Genomic DNA, 20208 nt, shown 5'->3' with positions numbered 1-20208 from the left:
CAGCTGCGCTCCAGCCCTCAAGCGACCTGGATGTCCGAATCCAGCACCCGCGTGATGTCGCCGCGCGTCTCCTCCAGCTGCACCAGCGTCGCCTGCCTTGCCGCCAGCGCATCCCGGTGCAGGATCGCCGTGAGGATCGCCTTGTGCCGCGGCAGCGAGAGCGAGTGCGTGTTCGGCAGCTTGCTGGAGAGCTGGATCGACTCGCGCAGCGCCAGCGAGAGCATGTTGCCGATGTAGGCAAGCAGGTCGTTGCCGGTGGCCTCGGCGATGCGGCGGTGGAAGGCGAGGTCGGGCTCCAGCAGTTCCTGCGTCGTGTGCGCCGCCTCCATGCCGGCGTAGGCTTCGGCGATGCCTTCCAGCTGTTCCTTAGTTGCCACGCGCGCCGCCAGCGCCGCGGCGGCGGGTTCGAAGATGCGCCGCACCGTCATCAGCGTTCCCACGAACTCGCCCGTGGGCTGCGACTGGATCAGCCAGTACAGCACGTCCGGGTCCGGCGGGTGCCAGTCGATGCGCGGGCGGCGGATGACGCCGGCGCGCTGGCGCCGAGACGCGCACCCCTTGGCGAAACCCGCAGCTGAGGCTGCTTGTTCCGCGGATCAAGTCTGACTAATAATCGCGTCCTTCCTCTGCACCGGGGTGCCGCCATGAGCCCGTTCGCGCGCTATCCGAGCCTTGCCGACCGCGTCGTGCTGGTCACCGGAGGAGCGACCGGCATCGGCGCCAGCCTCGTGCAGGAGTTCGCGGAACAGGGCGCCAAGGTCGGCTTCATCGACATCGCGCGCGAGGCCGGCAGCGCGCTGGCGCGTTCGCTCGAGGGCAGCCGCCATGCGCCCATGTTCGTCGAGACGGACATCACGGACATCGCCGCGCTGGAGCGCGCCATCGACGCGGTGCGCGACCGCTTCGGTCCCGTGGGCGCGCTGATGAACAACGCGGCCAACGACACGCGCCACAGGATCGAGGACACGACGCCCGAGTACTGGGACGCGGCGATGGCAGTGAACCTGAAGCACCAGTTCTTCGCCGCGCGCAAGGTCGCAACGGACATGAAGGAGGCGGGCGGCGGCGCCATCGTGAACTTCGGCTCGGTCAGCTGGAAACTCAAGCAGGGCGGCATGCCCGCGTACACGGCGGCCAAGGCGGCGGTGCAGGGCCTCACGCGCGGGCTCGCGCGCGACTACGGCACCTTCAACATCCGCGTGAACACGCTGGTGCCGGGCTGGGTGATGACCGAACGGCAGATCCGCCTCTGGCTCACGGAGGAGGGCAAGGCCGACATCGCGCGCGGCCAGTGCCTGAAGCAGCCGCTGCTGGCGCAGCACATCGCGCACATGGCCCTGTTCCTGGCGGCGGACGACAGTGCGATGTGCACGGCCCAGGACTTCATCGTCGACGGAGGCTGGACTTGAGCGCGGTACGCCTGCTGGTCGACGCGGGTGACCGCCTGGGCGAGTGCGCGCTCTGGGATGGGAGCCACTTGTGGTGGACGGACATCGAGGGCTCGAAGATCTGCCGGCTCGAGGACGATGGGAGCGTGCGCACCTGGACGCTGCCGCAGCGCGTGGGCAGCTTCGCGTTTTGCGCGGGCAGCGAGACGAAGCTGCTGCTCGGCCTGGCGTCGGGCATCGCCGTGTTCGACACGGCCGGCGAATCCCTCTCGCCGGTCGTCCCCGTCGAGGCCGACCAGCCCACGACGCGCATCAACGACGGCCGCTGCGACCGCCAGGGCCGCTTCGTGTTCGGGATGTTCAACCCCCGGGAAGAGGCCATCGGCGGCTTCTACCGGGTCCATGCCGACCTGCGGGTCGAGCGGCTTGCGCTGCCGCCGGCGGCGGTGGGCAACAGCATCTGCTTCAGCCCGGACGGCGCCACCCTGTACTACGCCGATTCGCCCACGCGCACCATCTGGTCGCTGGACTACCAGGCGGACGGGCGCATCGGGGCGCCGCGCGTGTTCGTGCGGCTGGGCGCGGAGGAGGGCTTTCCCGACGGCTCCTGCATCGACGCCGCGGGCGGACTCTGGAACGCGCAGTGGGAGGGGCGCTGCGTGGTGCGCTACGACCGCGAGGGCCAGCAGACCGACCGCATCGCCATGCCGGTGTCGCGGCTGACCTGTCCGGCCTTCGGCGGCCGGGCGCTGGACGTCCTGTACGTGACCTCGGCGCGCGGCGGCCTGGGCAAGGAGCGCCTGCGCGAGGAGCCACACGCAGGCGGCGTCTTCGCGGCGGCCACGCGCTGGCGCGGGCTCCCGGAGACGCGCTTCCGGCTGGCGCCATGAAGGTCTTCACGATCAGCAACGGCGCGGGGCTGTCGCTCTCCGCCATCGGCCTGGGCGGCATCGTCACGGCGCTGGACGTGCCGGACTGGCAGGGCCGCGTCGCCAACGTGCTGCTAAGCCTGCCCGCCCCCAAGGACTACGCGAACCCGCATCCGAACCTGGGCGCCATCGTCGGCCGCTTCGCCAACCGCATCTCGCGCGGGCGCTTCACGATCGACGGGGAGACCTTCCAGTTGCCGATCAACAATGGCGCCAACACCTTGCACGGCGGGCCGCACGGCTTCGGCAAGAGGATGTGGGACATCGCGGCACTGTCCCCGTCCGCGCTGGAGCTGCGCCTCACCAGCGAAGACGGCGACCAGGGCTTTCCCGGCCGCATGGAGGTGCGCGTGCAGTACACGCTGACGCCTGCCAACGAATGGCGCATCGACTACGAGGCGCGCTGCGACCGGGCGACGGTGGTGAACCTGAGCCAGCACGCCTACTTCAACCTGGCGGGCAGCGGCGACATCCTCGATCACACCCTCGCGATTGCGGCGGAGCGTTACTGCATGGTCGACGCGGGCCTGATCCCCAAGCACATCGCGCCCGTGGCGGACTCGCCCTTCGACTTCCGCCAGGCCACGCGCATCGGCGACCGCATCGCGGAGACGCACCCGCAACTGCAGCGCGCCGGCGGCTACGACCACAACTGGGTGCTGGACGGCGAAGGCCTGCGGCGGGTGGCGCGGCTGGACGATCCCTCCTCGGGCCGCCACATGGAGGTGCACACCACCGAGCCCGGCCTGCAGTTCTATTCCGGCAATTTCCTGGACGGCAGCGTCGGCGGCCTGGGGCACCGGGCGGGCCTGTGCCTGGAGACGCAGCACTTCCCGGATTCGCCCAACCACCCGGACTATCCGTCCACGCTGCTGCGGCCGGGGGAAACCTTCCGCAGCACCACGCTCTACCGCTTCATCCACATCTGAGGACGCCATGCACGGCACCCGTTACCAAGGCGTGTTCCCGGTGGTGCCCACCACCTTCCACGAGGACGGCACGCTGGACCTTCCCAGCCAGAAGCGCTGCGTCGACTTCATGATCGATGCCGGCTCCGCGGGCCTGTGCATCCTGGCCAATTTCTCCGAGCAGTTCCTGCTGGCCGACGACGAGCGTGAGCTGCTCACGCGCGCGATCCTGGAGCATGTGGCCGGCCGCGTGCCCGTGATCGTCACGACCACGCACTTCAGCACCGAGGTGTGTGCCGCGCGCAGCCGGCGCGCGCAGGAGCAGGGTGCCGCCATGGTCATGGTGATGCCGCCCTACCACGGCGCCACGCTGCGGGTGGGGGAGGACAGGATCCACGAGTTTTATTCCCGCGTGTCCGACCGCATCGCCATCCCGATCATGGTCCAGGACGCGCCGGTGGCCGGCACGCCGCTGTCGGCGGCCTTCCTCGCGCGGATGGCCCGCGAGATCGAGCACGTCGCCTATTTCAAGATCGAGACCGCGGGCGCGGCCTCCAAGCTGCGCGAGCTGGTCCGCCTGGGTGGCGAAGCGGTCGAAGGGCCGTGGGACGGTGAGGAGGGCATCACGCTGCTGCCGGACCTGGAAGCCGGCGCGACCGGCGCGATGACGGGTGGCGGTTATCCGGATGGCATCCGCACGATCCTGGACCCGTGGCAGGCGGGGCGGCGCGAGGACGCGGCGCAGGCCTACTACCGCTGGCTGCCGCTGATCAACTACGAGAACCGGCAGGGCGGCATCCTCACCGCGAAAGCGCTGATGAAGGCCGGCGGCATCATCGAGTGTGAAGCGCCGCGGCATCCGTTCCCGCCGATGCAGCCGGCGGTGCGGGAGGGGTTGCTGGCCGAGGCGCGGAGGTTGGATCCGTTGGTGTTGCGCTGGGGGAAGTGACGGCGCGGGCGGTGGGGTTCGCGTGCCCAGGAGGAGGGCGAAGGCGGCCGGGGGCTCGCTGCCCCCGGACGGTCAGCAGCCTTCGCGGCAGCGCAGCTGCTGCGCACCCGCCACGCGGAAGGTGGTCAGCCGCGAACGGGGAACGTGGCGGCCGCAGACGAAGCAACTCATCGTGCCGCCATAGGGGCCGGGAAAGTCCGTCCCGCCGGACTTGGACTCGTAGCGCAGGCCACCCGGACGGACCTTGGTCTTGACGTCGTCCTTCATGGGGGCCGCCGTCTAGCTCTGCTCCCCCTCGGGGGGCGGGCTCGCGGGGGCCGGCGCGGGCGCGGGTGCGCTCTTGCGGGCCGCCTTGTCTTCCTTCTTGCGCTTCTTCTCGAGTTCGCGCTGGCGTTTCTCGAACCCGTAGTTGGGTTTCGGCATGCTGTTCTCCTTGTGGACAGGCCGCGCTCGCCTGTCGGGGAGGGCCCCTGGGGCCCGCGGCGCGTGTCGGTCCCATAGTAGCGCATCGGGTGGGCGCCGCGGAACCTTGCGGCGCCCATTGCACCTCCCGTGCTAAGGGAATGTCCCAACGGACCGACGGGCCCGGTGGTCCGACAGTGTGGACATGTCCACATTGCGTGCCGTCCCCGCCCCCCGCCGCCCCGCGTGCCCCTGGCATGCGGACGGCCGCTTCGCACCCGAACTGCCGCTGGAGGACTACCCCAGCACCATGCTGATGCGGCTGGCCAACGCGATCCAGCAGGAGCTCAGTGCCACCTACGTCAAGGCGCACGGCCTCTCGGTGGCCGAGTGGCGCATGCTCGCGCGCCTGAACGCCCAGGGCGAAATGCAGTTGGCCGACTTCTGCCGCGAGACCGGCATGGACAAGGCTTACGTGAGCCGGCTGCTGCGCACGCTGCAGCCGCAGGGCCTGATCAGCGTGAGCACCGACCCGGACCACGGCCGCAAGCTGATCGTGGCCATCACCGCCAAGGGCCGCGCCCTCGCGCGCCGCATCCTGCCGCAGGCGCGCGCCGCGCAGGAGCAGCTGATGCAGGTGCTCGACCCCGCCGAGCGCGTCGTCTTCTACGGCGCGGTCAAGAAGCTGCAGGCCGCCTTGCAAACGAGGAAGACACCGCGATGAAGATCACCCGCGCCGACACCTTCCATGCCGACGGCGGCTACCGCAGCTGCTCCTACCTGAAGCTGTCCACGGACGAGGGCCTCGTCGGCTGGTCCGAGTTCTACGACAGCTTTTCCGGCGCGCGCATCGACCCGCTGATCCAGGACTTCGCCCGCACGGCGATCGGCATGGACCCGCGCCAGGTCGGCCGCGTGAGCGAGACGCTGATCGCCACCACGCGGCTGGCGTCCGGCGGGCTCGCGCAGCAGGCGGTCGCCGCCATCGAGAACGCCTGCCTGGACATCGCCGGCAAGGCGGCGGGCGTGCCGGTGCACACCTTGCTGGGCGGACCCCTCCGCGACCAGGTCCCGGTGTACTGGACGCACTGCGGCAGCTACCGCGTGGGCCCGCGCGAGGCCTTCTACACCTCGCTCGGCTACGACCCGATCCGCACGCTGGACGACCTGGTGGCCGTCGCGAAGGAGGCGGTGAAGCAGGGCTACCGCGCCGTGAAGACCAACCCGGTGTTCTTCGACAAGGAGAAGCCTTACTTCTTCAACGGCGGCTTCCGGCCCGCGCCCGGCTTCCTGGACCGCTCCATGAGCGACCGGCAACTCGCCCAGATCGTGGAGCAGATGACCGCGTACCGCGAGGCCGTGGGGCCCGAGGTCGGCCTGATGCTGGACATGAGCTTCAGCCAGCGCACCGAAGGCTACCTGCGGCTCGCGCAGCGGCTGGAGCCGCTGAACCTGGCCTGGCTGGAACTGGACATGAACGACCCCGAGGCGCTGGCGCTGATCCGCCGCCACGCGCGCGTGCCGATCGCCTCGCTCGAGTCGCTGCACGGCATCGCGCAGTACCGGCCCTTCCTGCAAGGGCAGGCCGTGGACACCTGCATCGTCGACCCGATGTGGAACGGCGTGTGGCAGTCCGCGCGCATCGCGGCGTTCGCCGACGCGTACGAGACCACGATGGCGCCGCACAACCCGGTGGGCGACCTGGGCAGCCTCATGAGCCTGCACCTGTCCGCGGCCGCGCCCAACCTGCGCATCATGGAACTGCGCGTGGACGAGGCGCCCTGGACCCGCGACTACCTGACGCACCCGCCGGTGGTGGAAAACGGCCACATGCTGGTGCCGGACCGGCCGGGGTGGGGCACGGACATCGACGAGATCGCGCTGCGTGCCCACCCGGCGCGCGGCCGCTGAAACAACGGGAGACCACCTTGCGCATCGTCTACTGGGCCAAGCTGCAGCTGGCCCGCAACCAGATCATCGAGGCCGTGCAGGCCGTGCCCGGCGTGCAGCTGATCGTCACGCAGACCCTGGAGGAAACGCTCGCGGCATTGCCCGGCGCCCACGCCCTGGTGCTGGTGCACGGGCCGCAGCACGAAGCCAAGCAGGTCTTCGCCGCGCTGCGCTCCAGGGAGAACACCGTGCGCTGGATGCACTTCATCTCCGCCGGCCGCGAAGGCTACGAGGAGCTGGGCTGGCCGCCGGGCATCGTGGTGACCTATGCCGGTGGCGGCGTCGCCCCCGCGGTGGCGGAGCACGCGATGGCGCTCATGCTGGCGCTCGGGCGGCGCGTGCCCGACATGGTCAACGTGGTCATGGCCCGCAAGGCCTGGGACCGCACGCTCATCGCGCCCAAGGCGCGATCGCTGGAAGGCGGCACGCTGGTGATCGTGGGCTACGGTCACATCGGCCGCGAGCTGGCCAGGCGCGCGCGCGCCTTCGACATGCGGGTGCTCACCGTCTCCCGCACGCCGCGCAAGGAGGACAACGTGGACGAGGCCCTGCCGCTGTCGCAGTTGCATGCCGCGCTCTGGCAGGCCGACGTGATCGCCGTGGCGATCGCGCTCACGCCGGAAACCACGCACCTGCTGGGCGACAAGGAGTTCGCGGCCTGCAAGCGCGGCGCCCTGCTGGTGAACGTGGCGCGCGGGCCGGTGCTGGACCAGGCGGCGCTGGTGCGTGCGCTGCGCAGCGGCCAGATCGGCGGAGCGGGCCTGGACGTGAGCGATCCCGAGCCGCTGCCGGCCGACGACCCGCTGTGGAACGCGCCGAACGTGCTGGTCTCGCCGCACTTCGCCGGCTCGGGCAGCCCGCGCAGCGTGCAGCGCCTGGCCGAGGGCGTCGCGCACAACCTGCGCCGGTTCATCGCGGGCGAGCCGCCGGAGCACGTGGTTTCGGCCGGTTGAGGGTCAACGGACACCAAGACGAGGAGACAGCCATGCAGACGCGACGCGACATCCTGAAGACATTCGCCGCCGGTGCGGCCATTCCGGCGCTGTATGCGGCCAGCGCTGCGCGGGCGCAGCAGCCGCCGATCCGCCAGCTGACGATCGTCGTCGCTTTCCCGGCCGGTGGCGCCACCGACCAGGTCGCGCGTCTCGTGGCCGAGGGGCTGCGCGGCAAGTACGCCGAGACGGTGATCGTGGACAACCGCGTGGGCGGCAACGGACGGGTCGGTGCCGTGGCGGTGAAGAACGCGCCCGCCGACGGCAGCGTCATGCTGTTCGGCCCCGCGTTCCCGATGGCGATCTTTCCGCACATCTACCGGACGCTGCCCTACGACCCGCTGGCCGACTTCGTGCCGGTGGCCACGACCGGCAAGGGCGCGTTCGTCCTCTCGGTCGGCCCGGCCGTGCCGGCGAGCGTGAAGACCGCCGCGGACTTCGTCGCCTGGTGCAAGGCCAACCCGGACAAGGCGACCTTCGGCGCGCCCACCGGCGGCGGGCAGCACTTCGCGGGCGTGCTGTTCGCGCGCAGTGCGGGCGTGCCGCTGCGCATGATCGGCTACAAGGGTGGCGCACCCTCCGTGATCGACGTGCTCGGCGGCCACATCGCTTCCGTGGTGACGCCGATCCCGGAGGTGATCCAGCACGCGCGCGAAGGCAAGCTGCGCATGCTGGCGACGACGACCGGCCAGCGCACGCGCTTCACGCCCGAGGTTCCGACGATGAAGGAACTGGGTTACGACGTCGTGTTCCAGGACTGGTCGGGGCTGGTGGCGCCCGCCAGGACGCCGAGGGAGATCGTCACGCGCGTGAATGCGCTGGTCGCGGAGGTGGTGCGAAGCCCCGCGGTGGCGGCGCGCATGGTCGACATCGGCGTCGAGGCGGACGTGAACTCGCCGGAGGAATTCGCCGGGATCTACCGTTCCACCTGGGAGAAGTACCGGGAAGTGGTGCGCTCCACGGGCTTCACGGCGGAGGATTGAGCCGGTCTCGGCGGCGCTCGGCGCGCCGGCCCTGGCAGGCGGTCGCCGTGAATTTGTTCCGAAAGCCGTGCAAGGGCGGCATTCGCCGGGGCCGGGCAGGATTGCCGCCCGGCCGCCAACGACAATACGTACAGCCGAGTCGGCAGGCGCTCCCCAAACGCGCCTCGCCGAACTCGATCGGGCCAACGACAGCATCAGGGCAGTGAGCACACCAGTGGAGACCGTGAACAAGGAGGGGGCCGGCCGGCCAGGGCTGGAGCGCGCCCTCCCGAGCCAGGACGAGCAGCTGCGGACGGTGAAGGACACGTCCTCCGTCTGGCTGTGGGAGCAGGACGCGGAGTTCCGCTACACCATGGACGTGCGTGGCCGGAACGTCGAGCCCAAGGGCGGCTCGATCATCGGCAGGCGCCGCTGGGAATCGTCGGCTGCGGTGCCCTTGCGCGGGACTTGGGACGACCACCGCCGCTGGCTGGAGGCCAGGAAGCCCTTTCGCGATTTCGAGTTCCGCGTGGGGCAGGGCGCGGACGCGCTCTACATCTCCACCACCGGTGTGCCGGTGTACGACGAGGACGGTCGGTTCACGGGCTACCGCGGCACCGCGATGGACGTGACCGAGCTGAAGAACGCACAGGAGGAGGCGCAAAAGGCGCAGTCCCTGCTGAAGCTGGCGAGCCGCCTGGGCCGGGTCGGCGCCTGGAGCGTGGAGCTGCCGGACTTGCGGGTGGCCTGGTCCGGCGATTTCCTGGAGCTGCTGGAGTTCCCGGCGCAGGCGTGCCCCTCCGTGCGCGACGTGCTGGCACTCGTGCACCGTCCCCAGCAAGCGCAGGTGCACGACGCCTGGGTTGCCTGCGTCCAGGGTGGCACCGCCTTCGATCGCGAACTGCGCATGTTCACGACGACGGGCCGCCCGATGTGGATGCGGCTCATCGGCGAGCCGGCGCGCTCGGCGGACGGCAACACCCTGCGCATCCAGGGAGCGGCCCAGGACATCACGGCGAGCAAGGACGACCGGGAGCGGCTTCGCACCCTGGGGGAGCAGCTTTCCAGCAGGAACCAGGCGTTGACGGAGCGCGTGCGCAAGCGCACGCGCGAGCTGGAGCAGGCGAACGCCGAGCTCAGGGATTTCGCCCATGCGCTGGCGCATGACCTGAAGGCGCCGATCGCGGCGACGCATGGCTTCAGCGACGCTCTCGACCTTGCAGTCGCCAGCGGGGACCTCGCACGGGTGGGGCACTACGCCGCGCGCATCAAGGCTGCAGCCCGTCGCATGGACGACTACGTGGACGCACTGCTGTCGGTGGCGCAGACGTCCGGCACGGCGGTGAGCCTGTCGGAGGTGGACCTCAGTGCATTGGCCGCCACGGTGATCGAGGAGTTGCAGGCACGCGAGGCGGGACGTGTGTTGTGCTGCACCATCGCACCGGCCATGCGGGTGCGCGGAGACAGCCGGCTGCTGCGGATGCTGCTGGAAAACCTGCTGGGCAACGCCTGGAAGTTCACCGCCCGCCGCGATGCAGCGCGGATCTCGTTCACCAGTTCCGTGGATGCCGCCGGCGAGACGGTCTACTGCGTCTGCGACAACGGCGCCGGCTTCGACATGAAGTGGGCCGGCAAGCTGTTCGGGACCTTCCAGCGACTGCACTCCGAAGACGAGTATGCGGGGACCGGCATCGGCCTGGCGAACGCGCTGCGGATCGTCTCCCGGCACGGCGGCCGCATCTGGGCCGAATCGCGCGTCGACGGCGGTGCACGATTCAGCTTCACGCTCTCGCCCGGTCCGGCTTCCTAGTCGCGCGCAGCCCTGCGCCGGCGAGCGATCGGCGGCGGCGACGATTCGGCGCGGAGAGGGGCACAATGCCCGCGCGGGCAACGGCAGGAGGGTCGACATGCTGCAGCGGCGCATCGTCTTGTTCGGGCTGGGTCGTGCGTGCATCGCGGCGGCCATCGGCGTGGGCTCCCGCTCCTGGGCGCAGCGTCCGACGCAGCCGATCGCCCGCCCACGGCCACCGAGGCCGCTGGTGCCGGGCCGCTTCAGTCCGGAGGCGGCCGTGGCCGCGGGGCCGCTGCCGGGGGTGTACGTGGTGGACGCCGTGGACACGAAGGCGGACACGCTGCGGCTGCGCGATGACAGCGGGCGCATCGGCGTCGTGCACGTGAACGCGGACCTGTTCGACCTGGACAGCCTGAAGCCGGGGGACGAGGTCGAGGCCGACTTCCTGGTGCCGGACCCGGGCAGCACGCGGCTCGAGGCAGCGGGCTTGTGGAAGGTGCAGCGCTGAGGCGCGAACGGCTTTCGCTGCCGGCCGTGCAAGACTAGCTCGGCAGCGGCTGCGATAGTCGTCAGGTCCTCATGGTCATAGCGCCGTCCCGCCGCCGCCTGCCCGTACATTGGCCGGACGAACTTCCGGAGATCCATCCCATGCCCATCCGCATCGCATCGCTCAGCAAACGCATCGCGAACAACGGCGCCATGCTGCACCGCGCGCGTACGCACGCCCAGGCCACGGACGGCGCGACATCGGAGGCCGAACAGGCGCTGGTGGAGGAGCGCCGCCTGCTCAAGGAAGAACGGGCCAGGCGCCAGGAGCGCGCCCTGCAGCCCGGCCCGAGCGCCCTGGACAAGCTGGTGCGGACGCACCATCCGGAGGCCAAGGAAAAGCCCAAGGCGAGCAAGGAAGCCAAGGAGCACAAGGAGCACAAGGACGCCAAGCCCGGGAAGAAGGGGCCCACGCGCGCCGAGAAAAGCGCGGCGAAGGCGTCCGCCATGGACGCCGCGCGCAGGGCGAAGAAGAAGTCGGCGAAGACCTGAGGTCCGCGGCTTCCTGCCGGCGCAGCGGCGACCGGCGCCGGCTCACTGCGCCGCGATGCCGGCGACCTTCATCATCTTTTCGGTCAGCGCGATTTCCGACTGCAGGCTGTGCGCGTACTCGTCGGCCTTGCTCGCCACGACGGCGGCGCCGTTGGCTTCCAGCCTGGCACGCACGGAGGGCTCGGCCAGCGCCTTCTGCAGTGCTTCGCCCACGCGCTGCACGATGGGGGCGGGCGTGCCGGCCGGCAGGGACAGGCCACCGAAGGACACCAGCGTCACGCCCGGGATGCCCGCTTCCGCCAGCGTCGGCACGTCGGGCATGCGCGGATTGCGCGAGGGCGCGGTGACCGCCAGGGCCTTCAGCTTGCCGCCCGCGATGTGGGGCAGCGACACCGAACTGATGGTGAGCGCGAAGTCCACCTGCTTGCCCAGCACCGCATTGGCCGACTCCGAGGCGCCCTTGTAAGGCACGTGGAGGGCCTGCACGCCGGTGCTCTTGAGGATGAGTTCCGCACCCATGTGCGCGGGCGTTCCGACGCCACCCGACGCGTACGACAGCTTGCCCGGCTGCTTGCGGGCGCGTTCGATCAGCTCCCTGGCGCTCTGGATGCCGGAGTCCGCCGCGACCACGAGCACGACGTCGGAGCGGGTGATGCCGCCGACGTGGATGAAGTCCTTCATCACGTCGTAGCCGGGCTTGCGGTACATGCGCATGTTCGTCGCCATCGGCGTGGCGGAGTACACCCAGGTGTAGCCGTCGGCCGGCGAGCGGGCGGCGATCTGCGCACCGAGGTTGCCGGCGGCGCCGCCCTTGTTCTCCACCACCACCGGTTGCTTGAGGATGTCCGACATCGCTTCGGCGGTGATGCGCACCGTGATGTCCGGCGCGGTGCCGGCGAGGTAAGGCACGATCCACCGGATCGGGCGCGAGGGGAAGGTGTCCTGTGCGACGGCGGCGCTTGCCAGCGCCAGGCCGGCGGCTGCCAGCACCAGGTTGCGTCTGCGGAGGGCCTGCATGTTCGTTGTCTCCTTGCTTGTCGGTTTCAGCGGATGGCGGCGCCGAGCAGTTCGCGCGCGATGGTGTTGCGCTGGATCTCGCTCGTGCCGGTCAGCACCCGGTACATGCGCAGCAGCCGGAACAGGAACTCGACCCGGCTGCCTTGCACGATGCCTTCGCCGCCGTGGACCTGCACGGCGCGGTCGGCGATGCGGAAGGCGGTCTCGGAGCAGAACAGCTTGGCCATCGACGCTTCCGCGCGCGCCTCGCCACCCTGGTCCAGCGTGCGCGCCACGCTCAGCATGAGCGCCCGCGCCGCGGCAAGCTCGGTCGCCATGTCGGCCAGCAGGTGCTGCACCGCCTGGAAGGCGCCGATGGGCTGGCCGAACTGGCGCCGCCGCGCCGCATGCGCCAGCGAATCTTCCAGCGCCAGTCGCGCCAGGCCCAGCATCGCGGGGCAATGCAGCAGGCGGTTGACCGTGATGCGGCCCAGGGCCAGGGCGAGCCCGCGGCCGCGCTCGCCGATCTGGTTGGCGGCCGGGATGCGGCAGTCGGTCAGCACGATGTTGCCGGTGTGGGACTGCCCCGCCATCGTCTTGTAGCCCGCTTCGATGGCGAAGCCCGGGCGATCGCGTTCGACGTAGAACGCCGTGGTCTCCCGCACCGCCGGGTCGTCGCTGGTGGAGCAGATGATCACGGCGAAGTCGCAGAAGGGCGAGCCGGAGATGAAGCGCTTGGTGCCACTGAGCACGAAGCTGTCGCCGTCGCGCACGGCGCGCGTCTGCAGCGCGCCGGCATCCGAGCCCGCCTCGGGCTCGGTGATCGCGAAGCAGATCGCCTTCTCGGCACGCGCCACCGGCAGGATGAACCGCTCCATCTGGTCGGGCGTGGCCTGCTTGGCCAGCGCCCCCACGCGCGGCGGGCCGGTCAGCTCGCCCAGCACGTGCGGCGCGAACGGCGATCCGCTGGCATAGATGAACTCCTTGATCAGCGCGTGGTCGACGACGCTGAATCCGGCGCCGCCGAGCGCCTTGGGCAGCGTCATGCCGTAGAAGCCCAGGTCGCGGGAGCGCTTCCACACCTGCTCCAGCAGCGCGCGCGGCGCGCCGTTCTCGCTGGTGATGCCATGCTGCGCGGCCAGCGGATGCAGTTCCTCGCGCAGGAAGGTGTCCAGCCGCGCGATGAATTCGCGCGCCGTGTCGGAGCCCTCGAAGGGCGGCAGCGGGGCGCGCAAGGGGGTGACGGTGGCGTCCATGGGCATCCTCAGTTCACGCGCCGGTCGCGGCCGCGCCAGTAGTGCTCGCGCACGTCCTTGCGTGAGAGCTTGCCGTTGCCGTTCTTGGGCAGCTGCGGCACGAAGTCGACCGAGCGCGGCCGCTTGAAATCGGCCAGCCGGCCGCGGCAGAAGTCCATGATCTCCTCGCCTTGCGCCTTGGCGCCCTCGCGCAGCACCACCACCGCCTTCACCGTCTCGCCCCAGTGGTCGTCGGGCACGCCGACCACGCACACCTCGTAGATCGCCGGGTGCTGGGCCAGCACCGATTCGATCTCGCTGGGGTAGATGTTGAAGCCGCCGGAGACCAGCATCTCCTTCTTGCGGTCGACGATGTAGATGTAGCCCTCCTCGTCGACGCGGGCGAGGTCGCCGGTGCGCAGCCAGCCGTTGGCGTCCAGCGCCGCCTGCGTCTGCTCCGGTGCGCGCCAGTAGCCGGCGAACACGTCCGGGCCGCGCACGCAGATCTCGCCGATGGCGTCGCCGCTGACGGGTCGGCCCTCGTCGTCCAGCACCTGCACGTCGGATTCGCACAGCGGCCGGCCGCATGCGGACAGCAGCTCGGGGCGGTCGCCTTCGATGGCCCGCGCATGGTCGGCGATGCTCAGGCCCACGACGCCACCCGTCGTCTCGCCGGCCCCGTACCCCTGTGCCAGCACCGGCCCGAAGGCGGCCCAGGCTTCGCGGATGCGCGCCGGCGACATGGGCGCCGCGCCGTAGCTCACCAGGCGCAGGCTGGACAGGTCGCGGGTGCGGATGCTGGGCTCGGCCAGCAGCGCATGGATCATGGCGGGCACCAGGAAGGCCATGGTGACGCGGTGCTTCTCGATGGCGGCCAGGTAGTCGGCCGGACGGAAACCTTCCAGCAGCAGGATGGTCGCGCCCTGGAACAGCATCGGCTGGATGAACATGCCGCTGGCATGCGTGATCGGGCCCGACAGCAGGAGCACGTCGCCGGGGCCGGCGTGCATGCGGCCCATGCTGACCTTGCGCAGCGACGCCATCCGGTTGCCCACCGTCTGCATCGCCGCCTTCAGCTTGCCGGTGGAGCCGGAGGTGTAGTGCAGCACGGCGAGTTCGTCGGCCTGCAGGTCTTCGTGGAAGTGGGTGTCGGGGGAGCGGGCCAGCAGGTCCTCGTACGACAGCCAGCCCGCGCCGGCGCCGGCCGGGTCGAAAGCGATGCGGTGCTGCAGCGAGGAGACGCCGGCGGCTGCGTCGTCGACCATCCCGCGGTGCTCGGGGCCTGCCAGGCAGGCTGCCGGTTCGGCGTTGGCGAGCGCATCCGCGAGCTCCTGCGGCGCCAGCCGCGCGTTGAGCGCGACCTTGACCAGGCCCGCCTTGTAGAGCGCGCATTCCAGCTCCACGATCTCGGGCCGGTTGGGCGACACCACCGAGACGCGGTCACCGCGCTGCAGGCCCAGGGCCTTCAGCGCGTGGGCGAGCCGGTTCGAGCGCTGCTCCAGCGCGCGGTAGCTCAGCGCACCGTCGCGGAACAGGACGGCGGGCCGCTCGGGCCAGAAGCGCGCGCTGCGCGCCAGGTACATGCCGGGATTCATGGGCGGGCCCCGCTGTGGGCAGGCTGGTGCGTCATCGCGTTGTCTCCTTGGGTGGCTGGCACGCAGTCTAGGAAAGCAGGCCCCGCCCGCGGATAATCCAGCGGCCGTTTGCGATAACGGGCGGTTATCGCAGCGGCCCTTCCCGTGCCAAGCGGGAATCTTCACGGAGGACGCGCCATGGCCGTGCGGCTGGACGACATCGACTACTTCCTGGCGGTGGCCGAACATGGCCAGGTGCGGCGCGCCGCCAGCGCCCTGGGCCTGTCCCAGCCGGCGCTGACCAAGGGGCTGCAGCGCCTCGAAAAGGACCTGGGCTTCCCGCTGTTCGAACGCGGCCCGCGCGGCATGACGCTGACGCCGGTGGCCGAGCAGTTCCACCTCCGCACCCGCACCCTGCGCAGCAGCCTCGGCGACGCGATCAAGGAGGCGGCCGACCTGCACCTGGGCTCCATGGGCCTGCTGCGGGTGGGCGTGTCGCCGCTCTATGCGCAGCGGCTGTTCGTGCCCGCCTGCCTGCAATTGCACCAGCAGCGGCCGGCGGCGCGCTTGCGCGTGAACATCAACCTGAACGACGCGCTGCTCGCGGCGCTGCGCCTGGGCGACCTGGACCTGACCATCAATGCGATCCCGCGGGTGTTGCCGGACGACCTGGAGGCGCTGTCCCTCATGGACGACGACCTGTGCATGGTGGTGCGCGAGAACCACCCGCTGCTGTCGCGCCGGCGCGTGCGGCTGCAGGACCTCGTGGACGCGCAGTGGATGCTGCCCGGCCCGGGCGTGTCGGGCCGCCGCGGCGTCGAGGCGCGCCTTGCCGAAGCCGGCCTGCCGCCCCCGCGCGTGGCCGTGGAGGTGAGCAACACGGCGGCCCAGCTGAGCCGCTTGCTGGTGCACAGCGACCTGGTGTCCCTCATGAGCGAGGCGATGCTGCTGGGGCCCGGCGGCGAAGGACTCACGCCCTTGCCGTTCGCCGAGGCCCGGTTCCCGCGGTCCATCGGGGTGCTCACCCGCAAGGCGCAGGCGCTGCCGCCGCTCGCGAAGCGTTTCCTCGAGATCCTGCGCGAGGATGCGCGAGGGCGGGGCAAGGGCTGACCGGCGGCTGGGCGTGCCAAGGGGAGGGCGCGCGCCCGCTCCTCAGGCGACGCCGGCGGACTCCCGCAGCTGCGGGTCGGCCCACTGCGTCGCGGCGTCGGTGGGGGTCACGAAGGACCAGGACCGAACCTGCCGCTGGCTGCTCCCGGCCTGCGGCAGGGCGGCGGGCGCCTTGCCCTCCCGGAAGTCGCGCGCGAGCTGCAGGTACAGCCGCCGGGCGCGGACGATCACCTGGTCGCCATTGCACAGCTGCTCCTGCGTGCGGTCGGCGATCGCGCCCATGCTCACCTGCGTGACGAAGTCTTCCAGCTGCAGGTTGTCGAAGCCGCTGAAGTTGCCATCGTCCATGGCGCGGCGGTCCTGGTTCCAGGCGTTGTCCACGCTGCCCTGCACGGGCGCGAACGCGTCCGGATCGGGCAGGGCCTGCCAGTCGTCATGCCGGATCGGCCGTGCGATGTTGTAGCGCACGAAGATCTGCATCGAGTTCTCGTCGTCGATGGGCACCGTGATGATGGTCAGGCGATCCCCGGACTGCATCGAGGAGGGCGGGATGAAGCTCACGAAGGGGAACACCAGTTCGGTCACGCGCACGTAGGTGCGGCCGCCTTCCAGCCCGCGCAGCGCCGCGGCGCGCAGCCCGTAAGGCTGCACCTGCACCTCGTAGCGCGGGGCCGTGTTGTCGGCCGTGAGGTTCAGCTCGCCCAGCGAGCCGACCCAGTTGCGGTGCAGGATGCCGACGTGCGAGGAATCGATCGTCGCCTCGATGCCCTGGAACCAGTTGGCCCGCATCTTGTGCAGCCGCACGTTCAGGTGCTCCGGCGGCAGGCCCATGAATTCCAGCTCGGGCAGCGGCGGCGGCTCGCCCGTCCCCAGCCACACCCAGAGCAGGCCGCCTGCTTCCCGCGCGGGGTAGTGCTTCAGCTTCATGGACTGGGTGAAGGCCTGCGGGTTCACGGTCTGCGTGGGCGCCTCCACCACCCGGCCCTCGACGTGGAACTTCATGCCGTGGAAGATGCAGCGCAGCGCGCAGTCCTCGTTGCGCGCGAGCACGAGCGAGACACCGCGGTGCGGACACTTCTCGTCGAAGAAGCCCACGCGTCCATCGGTGGCGCGGAAGGCGACGTAGTCCTTGCCGAACAGGCGCACGTGCACCGGCGCACCGTCGCGTTCCAGCCTCCCCGCGCGCAGGGCCGGCACCCAGTAGTGCTGGCGCAGCATCGCGCCCATGGGCGCGTCGCCGGCCACGCGCGTCAGGAGTTCGTTGTCTTCGCGGCTGAGCATGTCACTGGTCCACGGGTTCGAGCTTGGCCTTCTGCACCACGCCTTTCCAGCGCTCCACTTCCGAGAGGTAGAAGCGGGTGGATTCCTCCAGGCCCAGGTGGTTCGGCACGATGCCGATCGCCGCCATGCGCTGCGCGACCTCGGGCGAGCGGGTCGCCTCGTTGATCTCGGCGTTCAGCTTGTGCAGCACCTCGGGCGGCGCTCCGGGACGGGTGAACATTGCGTACCAGAAATCGACCACGAGCCCGGGCATGCCCGCTTCGCGTGTCGTCGGCAGGTCCGGCAGGCCGGGCGAGCGCTTCTCGCTGGCCACCGCGAGCCCGCGCAAGCCGCCGGAGGCGATGTGCTGCTGCACGGACGGCGCATCCATCATCACGAAGTCGGTGTCGCCCGCGATGGTGGCCAGGATGGCGGGCGCGGTGCCGTTGTAGGGGATGAAGTCCAGCTCGAACCCGCCCTTCAGGCGCAGTTCCTCCATCATCAGCCGGCTGGCGCCGAAGCCGAAGGTGGCACCCTTGAGGCGCCGCTTCTTCGCCAGTTCCACGAATTCCTGCAGGGTCTTCGCCTCGAGCCTGGGATTCACGGCGATGTACACCGGCGAGAAGCCGACGATGGCGAGCGGCTGGATGTTCTTCACCGGATCGTAGGCCAGCTTGCGGTACACCGCCGGATTGATCGCGAAGCCCAGGGCGTGCGTCATCAGCGTGTAGCCGTCCGCGGGCGCATTGGTCATCGCCTGGATGCCGATCATGCCGGCGCCGCCGCCGCGGTTGTCCACCACGACCGCCTTGCCGAGCGATTCGGTGAGCCTGGCGGCGATGGTGCGCGTGACGCTGTCCATGCCCCCGCCCGGCGGGTAGGGCACGATGATGCGGACCAGGCGCTCCGGGTACTCGGCCCGCGCGCCGAGCGCGACGAAGACGAAGGACGCGGCCAGCAGGGCGGCCAGGACCCGGGACCAAGGCTTCATTGTGTCTCCTCCGGTGTTGGACATGTCAGGGCTCCAGGGCGAGGCTCGCAGCCTTGCGGCGCGAAACGCCGGTCATGCTTGGGCCGCGGCTCGTTGCAGGCCGGCCAGGAACTCGGCGAGCACCGCATTGAAGCGCTCCGGCTCCTCCAGCTGGATGGCGTGGCCGGTGTTCTCGAACACCACCAGCCGCGCGCCAGGGGCCGTGTCCCGCAACCACTCGCCGGCGCGCACGCAGGAGGGATCCTCGGCGCCGGCCAGCACCAGCATGGGCACTTGCAGCGCGCGGATGCGCTCGGCGTGCGTGTACAGCGAAGGCCGGCGCTGTTGCACGCCGCGCATCGTGCATGCCGCGGCTTCGCCCGGAACGCGGGCGAACTCCTCGATCCACGCGTTCCAGGCCTGCGGCTGCTTTTCGCGCAGGCGCCGGCGCGTGGGCGAATCGGCCATCTGCAAGGCGAGTGCCCGCGTCCCGCCTTCCTCGGCGGTGCGCGCATTCGCCTCGGTGCTCGCCCGCACTTCCTCCGGCTTGCGGTCCGAGCCGCTGCCGATGGAGGCCAGCGTGAGCGAGGCGACGCGGCGCGGGTTCTTCAGGGCGGCCTGCAGCACGGCCGCCGCGCCCATCGACACGCCGACGAGGTGGGCCGGCTGCCCGCCCAGCGCCGCGAGGACGGCGTCGACGTCGGCCGCGGCGCGCTCTTCGGAATAGGCCTCCGGCCGCGTCGGGACATCCGAGGGTGGATAGCCGCGTGCGTTGAACACGATGCACCGGTGCGTGCGCGCGAACGCCTGGACCTGCGCATCGAAGCTGCGGCAGGTGGCGGCGAACTCGTGCGCGAACACGAGCGGAACCCCGGCCGTGTTTCCGCGCTCCTCGATGTGCAGCCGCACGCCGTCGCCGGCGTTTGCCATCCAGGCCTGCGTCACGTGGCCGGTCCCCGGGCTGCCAGGCCGCCGTCGATGGTGAGCACGCAGCCGGTGGTGTACGAGGAGCGGTCCGAGGCCAGGAAGACGACCGACGCCGCGATCTCCTCCGCCCTGGCCGGCCGCCCGAATGGCATGTTGGCCAGGATCTCGTGCCAGCGGCTCTCGTCGCCGAAGCGCAGCTTCGCGCGCCGCTTGACCAGCCCCTCGAGCCGGTCGGAGTGCACCGGGCCGGGGCTGACTCCCAGCACGCGCACGCCCGCGGCGTCGCTGGTCGAGCCGAGCGCGCGCGTGAACGCCACGAGCGCCGCGTTGCCGCTGCTGCCCGCGATGTAGCCGCTGTCCAGCCGTTCCGCCGTGGTGCCGATCACGTTCACGATCACGCCCTGGCCGCGCGCCTGCATCGCCGCATAGCACGCCCGGCTGAGGTTGATGTAGCCGAAGACCTTCAGGTCCCAGGCGGCGCGCCAGCGCTCCTCGTCGACCTCGCCCAGCGTTCCTGCGGGGATGCTGCCGGCATTGTTCACCAGGATGTCCACGTCGGCGCACAGCGTCGCGAGGCGCGGTTTCGCCGCCGCGGCGGCCAGGTCCAGCGCCACCGTTTCCACCTGCACGCCGTGCTCGCGGCGCAGCGTCGCGGCGGCCGCCTCCAGGGCATCGGCCGAGCGCGCCACCAGCCGCAGGCGGCAGCCTTCCTCGGCGAAGGCACGCGCCACGGCGTAGCCGATGCCCTTGGAAGCACCGGTCACGAGCACCAGCCTGCCGGCCAGGTGGAGGTCCATGTCGTTTCCTTCAGGAAATGCCGATGCCG

22 protein-coding genes are annotated in these 20208 nt (G+C 70.8%); 12 read left to right on the top strand and 10 right to left on the bottom strand.

Annotated elements, in window-relative coordinates; translation table 11 throughout:
* Positions 1–17: 17 nt before the first annotated feature.
* Complete coding sequence (locus AC3EGR_RS23155) at positions 18–482, bottom strand: FadR/GntR family transcriptional regulator (RefSeq protein WP_488548890.1); 465 nt, start codon at positions 480–482, stop codon at positions 18–20.
* A 162-nt stretch (positions 483–644) separates the two neighbouring features.
* Between AC3EGR_RS23155 and AC3EGR_RS23150 the strand changes: the two genes are divergently transcribed.
* The 4 genes from AC3EGR_RS23150 to AC3EGR_RS23135 are packed head-to-tail and all read left to right on the top strand — an operon-like array spanning position 645 to position 4174.
* The gene (locus AC3EGR_RS23150) at positions 645–1409 is read left to right on the top strand and encodes an SDR family NAD(P)-dependent oxidoreductase (RefSeq protein ID WP_488548889.1); all 765 of its coding nucleotides are present in this window, start codon (positions 645–647) and stop codon (positions 1407–1409) included.
* Positions 1406–2278 carry an SMP-30/gluconolactonase/LRE family protein gene (locus AC3EGR_RS23145; protein ID WP_488548888.1) on the top strand — a complete coding sequence of 291 codons (873 nt, stop codon included), beginning with the start codon at positions 1406–1408 and terminating at the stop codon, positions 2276–2278. The genes AC3EGR_RS23150 and AC3EGR_RS23145 overlap by 4 nt, the downstream gene beginning before the upstream one ends.
* A complete protein-coding gene (locus AC3EGR_RS23140) occupies positions 2275–3246 on the top strand; it encodes an aldose epimerase family protein (RefSeq protein ID WP_488548887.1) in 972 nt (323 codons plus the stop codon). Before AC3EGR_RS23145 ends, AC3EGR_RS23140 begins: the two co-directional genes overlap by 4 nt.
* Positions 3247–3253: 7 nt before the next feature.
* Positions 3254–4174 (top strand): dihydrodipicolinate synthase family protein, encoded by a 921-nt coding sequence (locus tag AC3EGR_RS23135; RefSeq protein ID WP_488548886.1) that lies wholly within the window; start codon positions 3254–3256, stop codon positions 4172–4174.
* Between the two features lie 72 nt (positions 4175–4246).
* Here AC3EGR_RS23135 and AC3EGR_RS23130 read toward each other — a convergent pair whose 3' ends face one another.
* Positions 4247–4441, bottom strand: coding sequence for a hypothetical protein (locus AC3EGR_RS23130; RefSeq protein ID WP_488548885.1), 195 nt, complete (start codon positions 4439–4441; stop codon positions 4247–4249).
* Between the two features lie 12 nt (positions 4442–4453).
* Positions 4454–4597 (bottom strand): hypothetical protein, encoded by a 144-nt coding sequence (locus AC3EGR_RS23125; RefSeq protein WP_488548884.1) that lies wholly within the window; start codon positions 4595–4597, stop codon positions 4454–4456.
* A gap of 184 nt (positions 4598–4781) precedes the next feature.
* On the opposite strand from AC3EGR_RS23125, the gene AC3EGR_RS23120 reads away from it, so the two are divergent.
* The 7 genes from AC3EGR_RS23120 (at position 4782) to AC3EGR_RS23090 (ending at position 11310) form a co-directional block, all read left to right on the top strand.
* Positions 4782–5300, top strand: a complete 519-nt coding sequence (locus AC3EGR_RS23120) for a MarR family winged helix-turn-helix transcriptional regulator (protein WP_488548883.1) — start codon at positions 4782–4784, stop codon at positions 5298–5300.
* Positions 5297–6487, top strand: coding sequence for a mandelate racemase/muconate lactonizing enzyme family protein (locus AC3EGR_RS23115; protein WP_488548882.1), 1191 nt, complete (start codon positions 5297–5299; stop codon positions 6485–6487). The genes AC3EGR_RS23120 and AC3EGR_RS23115 overlap by 4 nt, the downstream gene beginning before the upstream one ends.
* Positions 6488–6504: 17 nt before the next feature.
* Entirely contained in the window at positions 6505–7479 is a 975-nt protein-coding gene (locus AC3EGR_RS23110; RefSeq protein ID WP_488548881.1) for a D-2-hydroxyacid dehydrogenase, read from the top strand.
* A 32-nt stretch (positions 7480–7511) separates the two neighbouring features.
* Positions 7512–8501: a Bug family tripartite tricarboxylate transporter substrate binding protein gene (locus AC3EGR_RS23105; RefSeq protein WP_488548880.1), complete on the top strand. Its 990-nt coding sequence runs from the start codon at positions 7512–7514 to the stop codon at positions 8499–8501.
* A 202-nt stretch (positions 8502–8703) separates the two neighbouring features.
* Positions 8704–10290, top strand: coding sequence for a sensor histidine kinase (locus tag AC3EGR_RS23100; RefSeq protein WP_488548879.1), 1587 nt, complete (start codon positions 8704–8706; stop codon positions 10288–10290).
* Between the two features lie 97 nt (positions 10291–10387).
* The gene (locus tag AC3EGR_RS23095) at positions 10388–10780 is read left to right on the top strand and encodes a hypothetical protein (RefSeq protein WP_488548878.1); all 393 of its coding nucleotides are present in this window, start codon (positions 10388–10390) and stop codon (positions 10778–10780) included.
* Positions 10781–10920: 140 nt separating this feature from the next.
* A complete protein-coding gene (locus tag AC3EGR_RS23090) occupies positions 10921–11310 on the top strand; it encodes a hypothetical protein (RefSeq protein ID WP_488548877.1) in 390 nt (129 codons plus the stop codon).
* A 42-nt stretch (positions 11311–11352) separates the two neighbouring features.
* Here the strand turns inward: AC3EGR_RS23090 and AC3EGR_RS23085 are convergent, their stop codons facing one another.
* Genes AC3EGR_RS23085 through AC3EGR_RS23075 form a run of 3 tightly spaced genes read right to left on the bottom strand, consistent with a single transcriptional unit; the run spans position 11353 to position 15136 of the window.
* Positions 11353–12327 (bottom strand): Bug family tripartite tricarboxylate transporter substrate binding protein, encoded by a 975-nt coding sequence (locus AC3EGR_RS23085; RefSeq protein WP_488548876.1) that lies wholly within the window; start codon positions 12325–12327, stop codon positions 11353–11355.
* 26 nt (positions 12328–12353) lie between these two features.
* Positions 12354–13562, bottom strand: coding sequence for an acyl-CoA dehydrogenase family protein (locus AC3EGR_RS23080; protein WP_488548875.1), 1209 nt, complete (start codon positions 13560–13562; stop codon positions 12354–12356).
* 8 nt (positions 13563–13570) lie between these two features.
* Positions 13571–15136, bottom strand: a complete 1566-nt coding sequence (locus AC3EGR_RS23075; protein WP_488548874.1) for an AMP-binding protein — start codon at positions 15134–15136, stop codon at positions 13571–13573.
* 177 nt (positions 15137–15313) lie between these two features.
* On the opposite strand from AC3EGR_RS23075, the gene AC3EGR_RS23070 reads away from it, so the two are divergent.
* The gene (locus tag AC3EGR_RS23070) at positions 15314–16225 is read left to right on the top strand and encodes a LysR family transcriptional regulator (protein WP_488548873.1); all 912 of its coding nucleotides are present in this window, start codon (positions 15314–15316) and stop codon (positions 16223–16225) included.
* A 42-nt stretch (positions 16226–16267) separates the two neighbouring features.
* On the opposite strand, the gene AC3EGR_RS23065 is transcribed toward AC3EGR_RS23070, so the two are convergent.
* From AC3EGR_RS23065 to AC3EGR_RS23050, 4 genes are all read right to left on the bottom strand, one after another.
* The gene (locus tag AC3EGR_RS23065) at positions 16268–17506 is read right to left on the bottom strand and encodes a Rieske 2Fe-2S domain-containing protein (RefSeq protein WP_488548872.1); all 1239 of its coding nucleotides are present in this window, start codon (positions 17504–17506) and stop codon (positions 16268–16270) included.
* Between the two features lies 1 nt (position 17507).
* Entirely contained in the window at positions 17508–18476 is a 969-nt protein-coding gene (locus tag AC3EGR_RS23060) for a Bug family tripartite tricarboxylate transporter substrate binding protein (protein ID WP_488548871.1), read from the bottom strand.
* Positions 18477–18548: 72 nt separating this feature from the next.
* A complete protein-coding gene (locus AC3EGR_RS23055; protein ID WP_488548870.1) occupies positions 18549–19385 on the bottom strand; it encodes an alpha/beta fold hydrolase in 837 nt (278 codons plus the stop codon).
* 11 nt (positions 19386–19396) lie between these two features.
* Positions 19397–20179: a short-chain dehydrogenase/reductase gene (locus AC3EGR_RS23050; protein ID WP_488548869.1), complete on the bottom strand. Its 783-nt coding sequence runs from the start codon at positions 20177–20179 to the stop codon at positions 19397–19399.
* Positions 20180–20208: the final 29 nt, after the last annotated feature.

The organism is Ramlibacter sp. G4-7, from assembly GCF_057784995.1.
The sequence above is the reverse complement of the archived record's forward strand: the minus strand, read 5'-3'. Positions and strand labels throughout refer to the sequence as shown.

Excerpts from the sequence above, each read along its gene's own strand:
- AC3EGR_RS23150 (WP_488548889.1), top strand. The coding sequence starts at position 645 with ATGAGCCCGTTCGCGCGCTATCCGAGCCTTGCCGACCGCGTCGTGCTG.
- AC3EGR_RS23140 (WP_488548887.1), top strand. The coding sequence starts at position 2,275 with ATGAAGGTCTTCACGATCAGCAACGGCGCGGGGCTGTCGCTCTCCGCC.
- AC3EGR_RS23135 (WP_488548886.1), top strand. The coding sequence starts at position 3,254 with ATGCACGGCACCCGTTACCAAGGCGTGTTCCCGGTGGTGCCCACCACC.
- AC3EGR_RS23130 (WP_488548885.1), bottom strand. The coding sequence starts at position 4,441 with ATGAAGGACGACGTCAAGACCAAGGTCCGTCCGGGTGGCCTGCGCTAC.
- AC3EGR_RS23125 (WP_488548884.1), bottom strand. The coding sequence starts at position 4,597 with ATGCCGAAACCCAACTACGGGTTCGAGAAACGCCAGCGCGAACTCGAG.
- AC3EGR_RS23120 (WP_488548883.1), top strand. The coding sequence starts at position 4,782 with ATGTCCACATTGCGTGCCGTCCCCGCCCCCCGCCGCCCCGCGTGCCCC.
- AC3EGR_RS23115 (WP_488548882.1), top strand. The coding sequence starts at position 5,297 with ATGAAGATCACCCGCGCCGACACCTTCCATGCCGACGGCGGCTACCGC.
- AC3EGR_RS23105 (WP_488548880.1), top strand. The coding sequence starts at position 7,512 with ATGCAGACGCGACGCGACATCCTGAAGACATTCGCCGCCGGTGCGGCC.
- AC3EGR_RS23095 (WP_488548878.1), top strand. The coding sequence starts at position 10,388 with ATGCTGCAGCGGCGCATCGTCTTGTTCGGGCTGGGTCGTGCGTGCATC.
- AC3EGR_RS23090 (WP_488548877.1), top strand. The coding sequence starts at position 10,921 with ATGCCCATCCGCATCGCATCGCTCAGCAAACGCATCGCGAACAACGGC.
- AC3EGR_RS23085 (WP_488548876.1), bottom strand. The coding sequence starts at position 12,327 with ATGCAGGCCCTCCGCAGACGCAACCTGGTGCTGGCAGCCGCCGGCCTG.
- AC3EGR_RS23080 (WP_488548875.1), bottom strand. The coding sequence starts at position 13,562 with ATGGACGCCACCGTCACCCCCTTGCGCGCCCCGCTGCCGCCCTTCGAG.
- AC3EGR_RS23075 (WP_488548874.1), bottom strand. The coding sequence starts at position 15,136 with ATGAATCCCGGCATGTACCTGGCGCGCAGCGCGCGCTTCTGGCCCGAG.
- AC3EGR_RS23070 (WP_488548873.1), top strand. The coding sequence starts at position 15,314 with ATGGCCGTGCGGCTGGACGACATCGACTACTTCCTGGCGGTGGCCGAA.
- AC3EGR_RS23065 (WP_488548872.1), bottom strand. The coding sequence starts at position 17,506 with ATGCTCAGCCGCGAAGACAACGAACTCCTGACGCGCGTGGCCGGCGAC.
- AC3EGR_RS23060 (WP_488548871.1), bottom strand. The coding sequence starts at position 18,476 with ATGAAGCCTTGGTCCCGGGTCCTGGCCGCCCTGCTGGCCGCGTCCTTC.
- AC3EGR_RS23055 (WP_488548870.1), bottom strand. The coding sequence starts at position 19,385 with ATGGCAAACGCCGGCGACGGCGTGCGGCTGCACATCGAGGAGCGCGGA.
- AC3EGR_RS23050 (WP_488548869.1), bottom strand. The coding sequence starts at position 20,179 with ATGGACCTCCACCTGGCCGGCAGGCTGGTGCTCGTGACCGGTGCTTCC.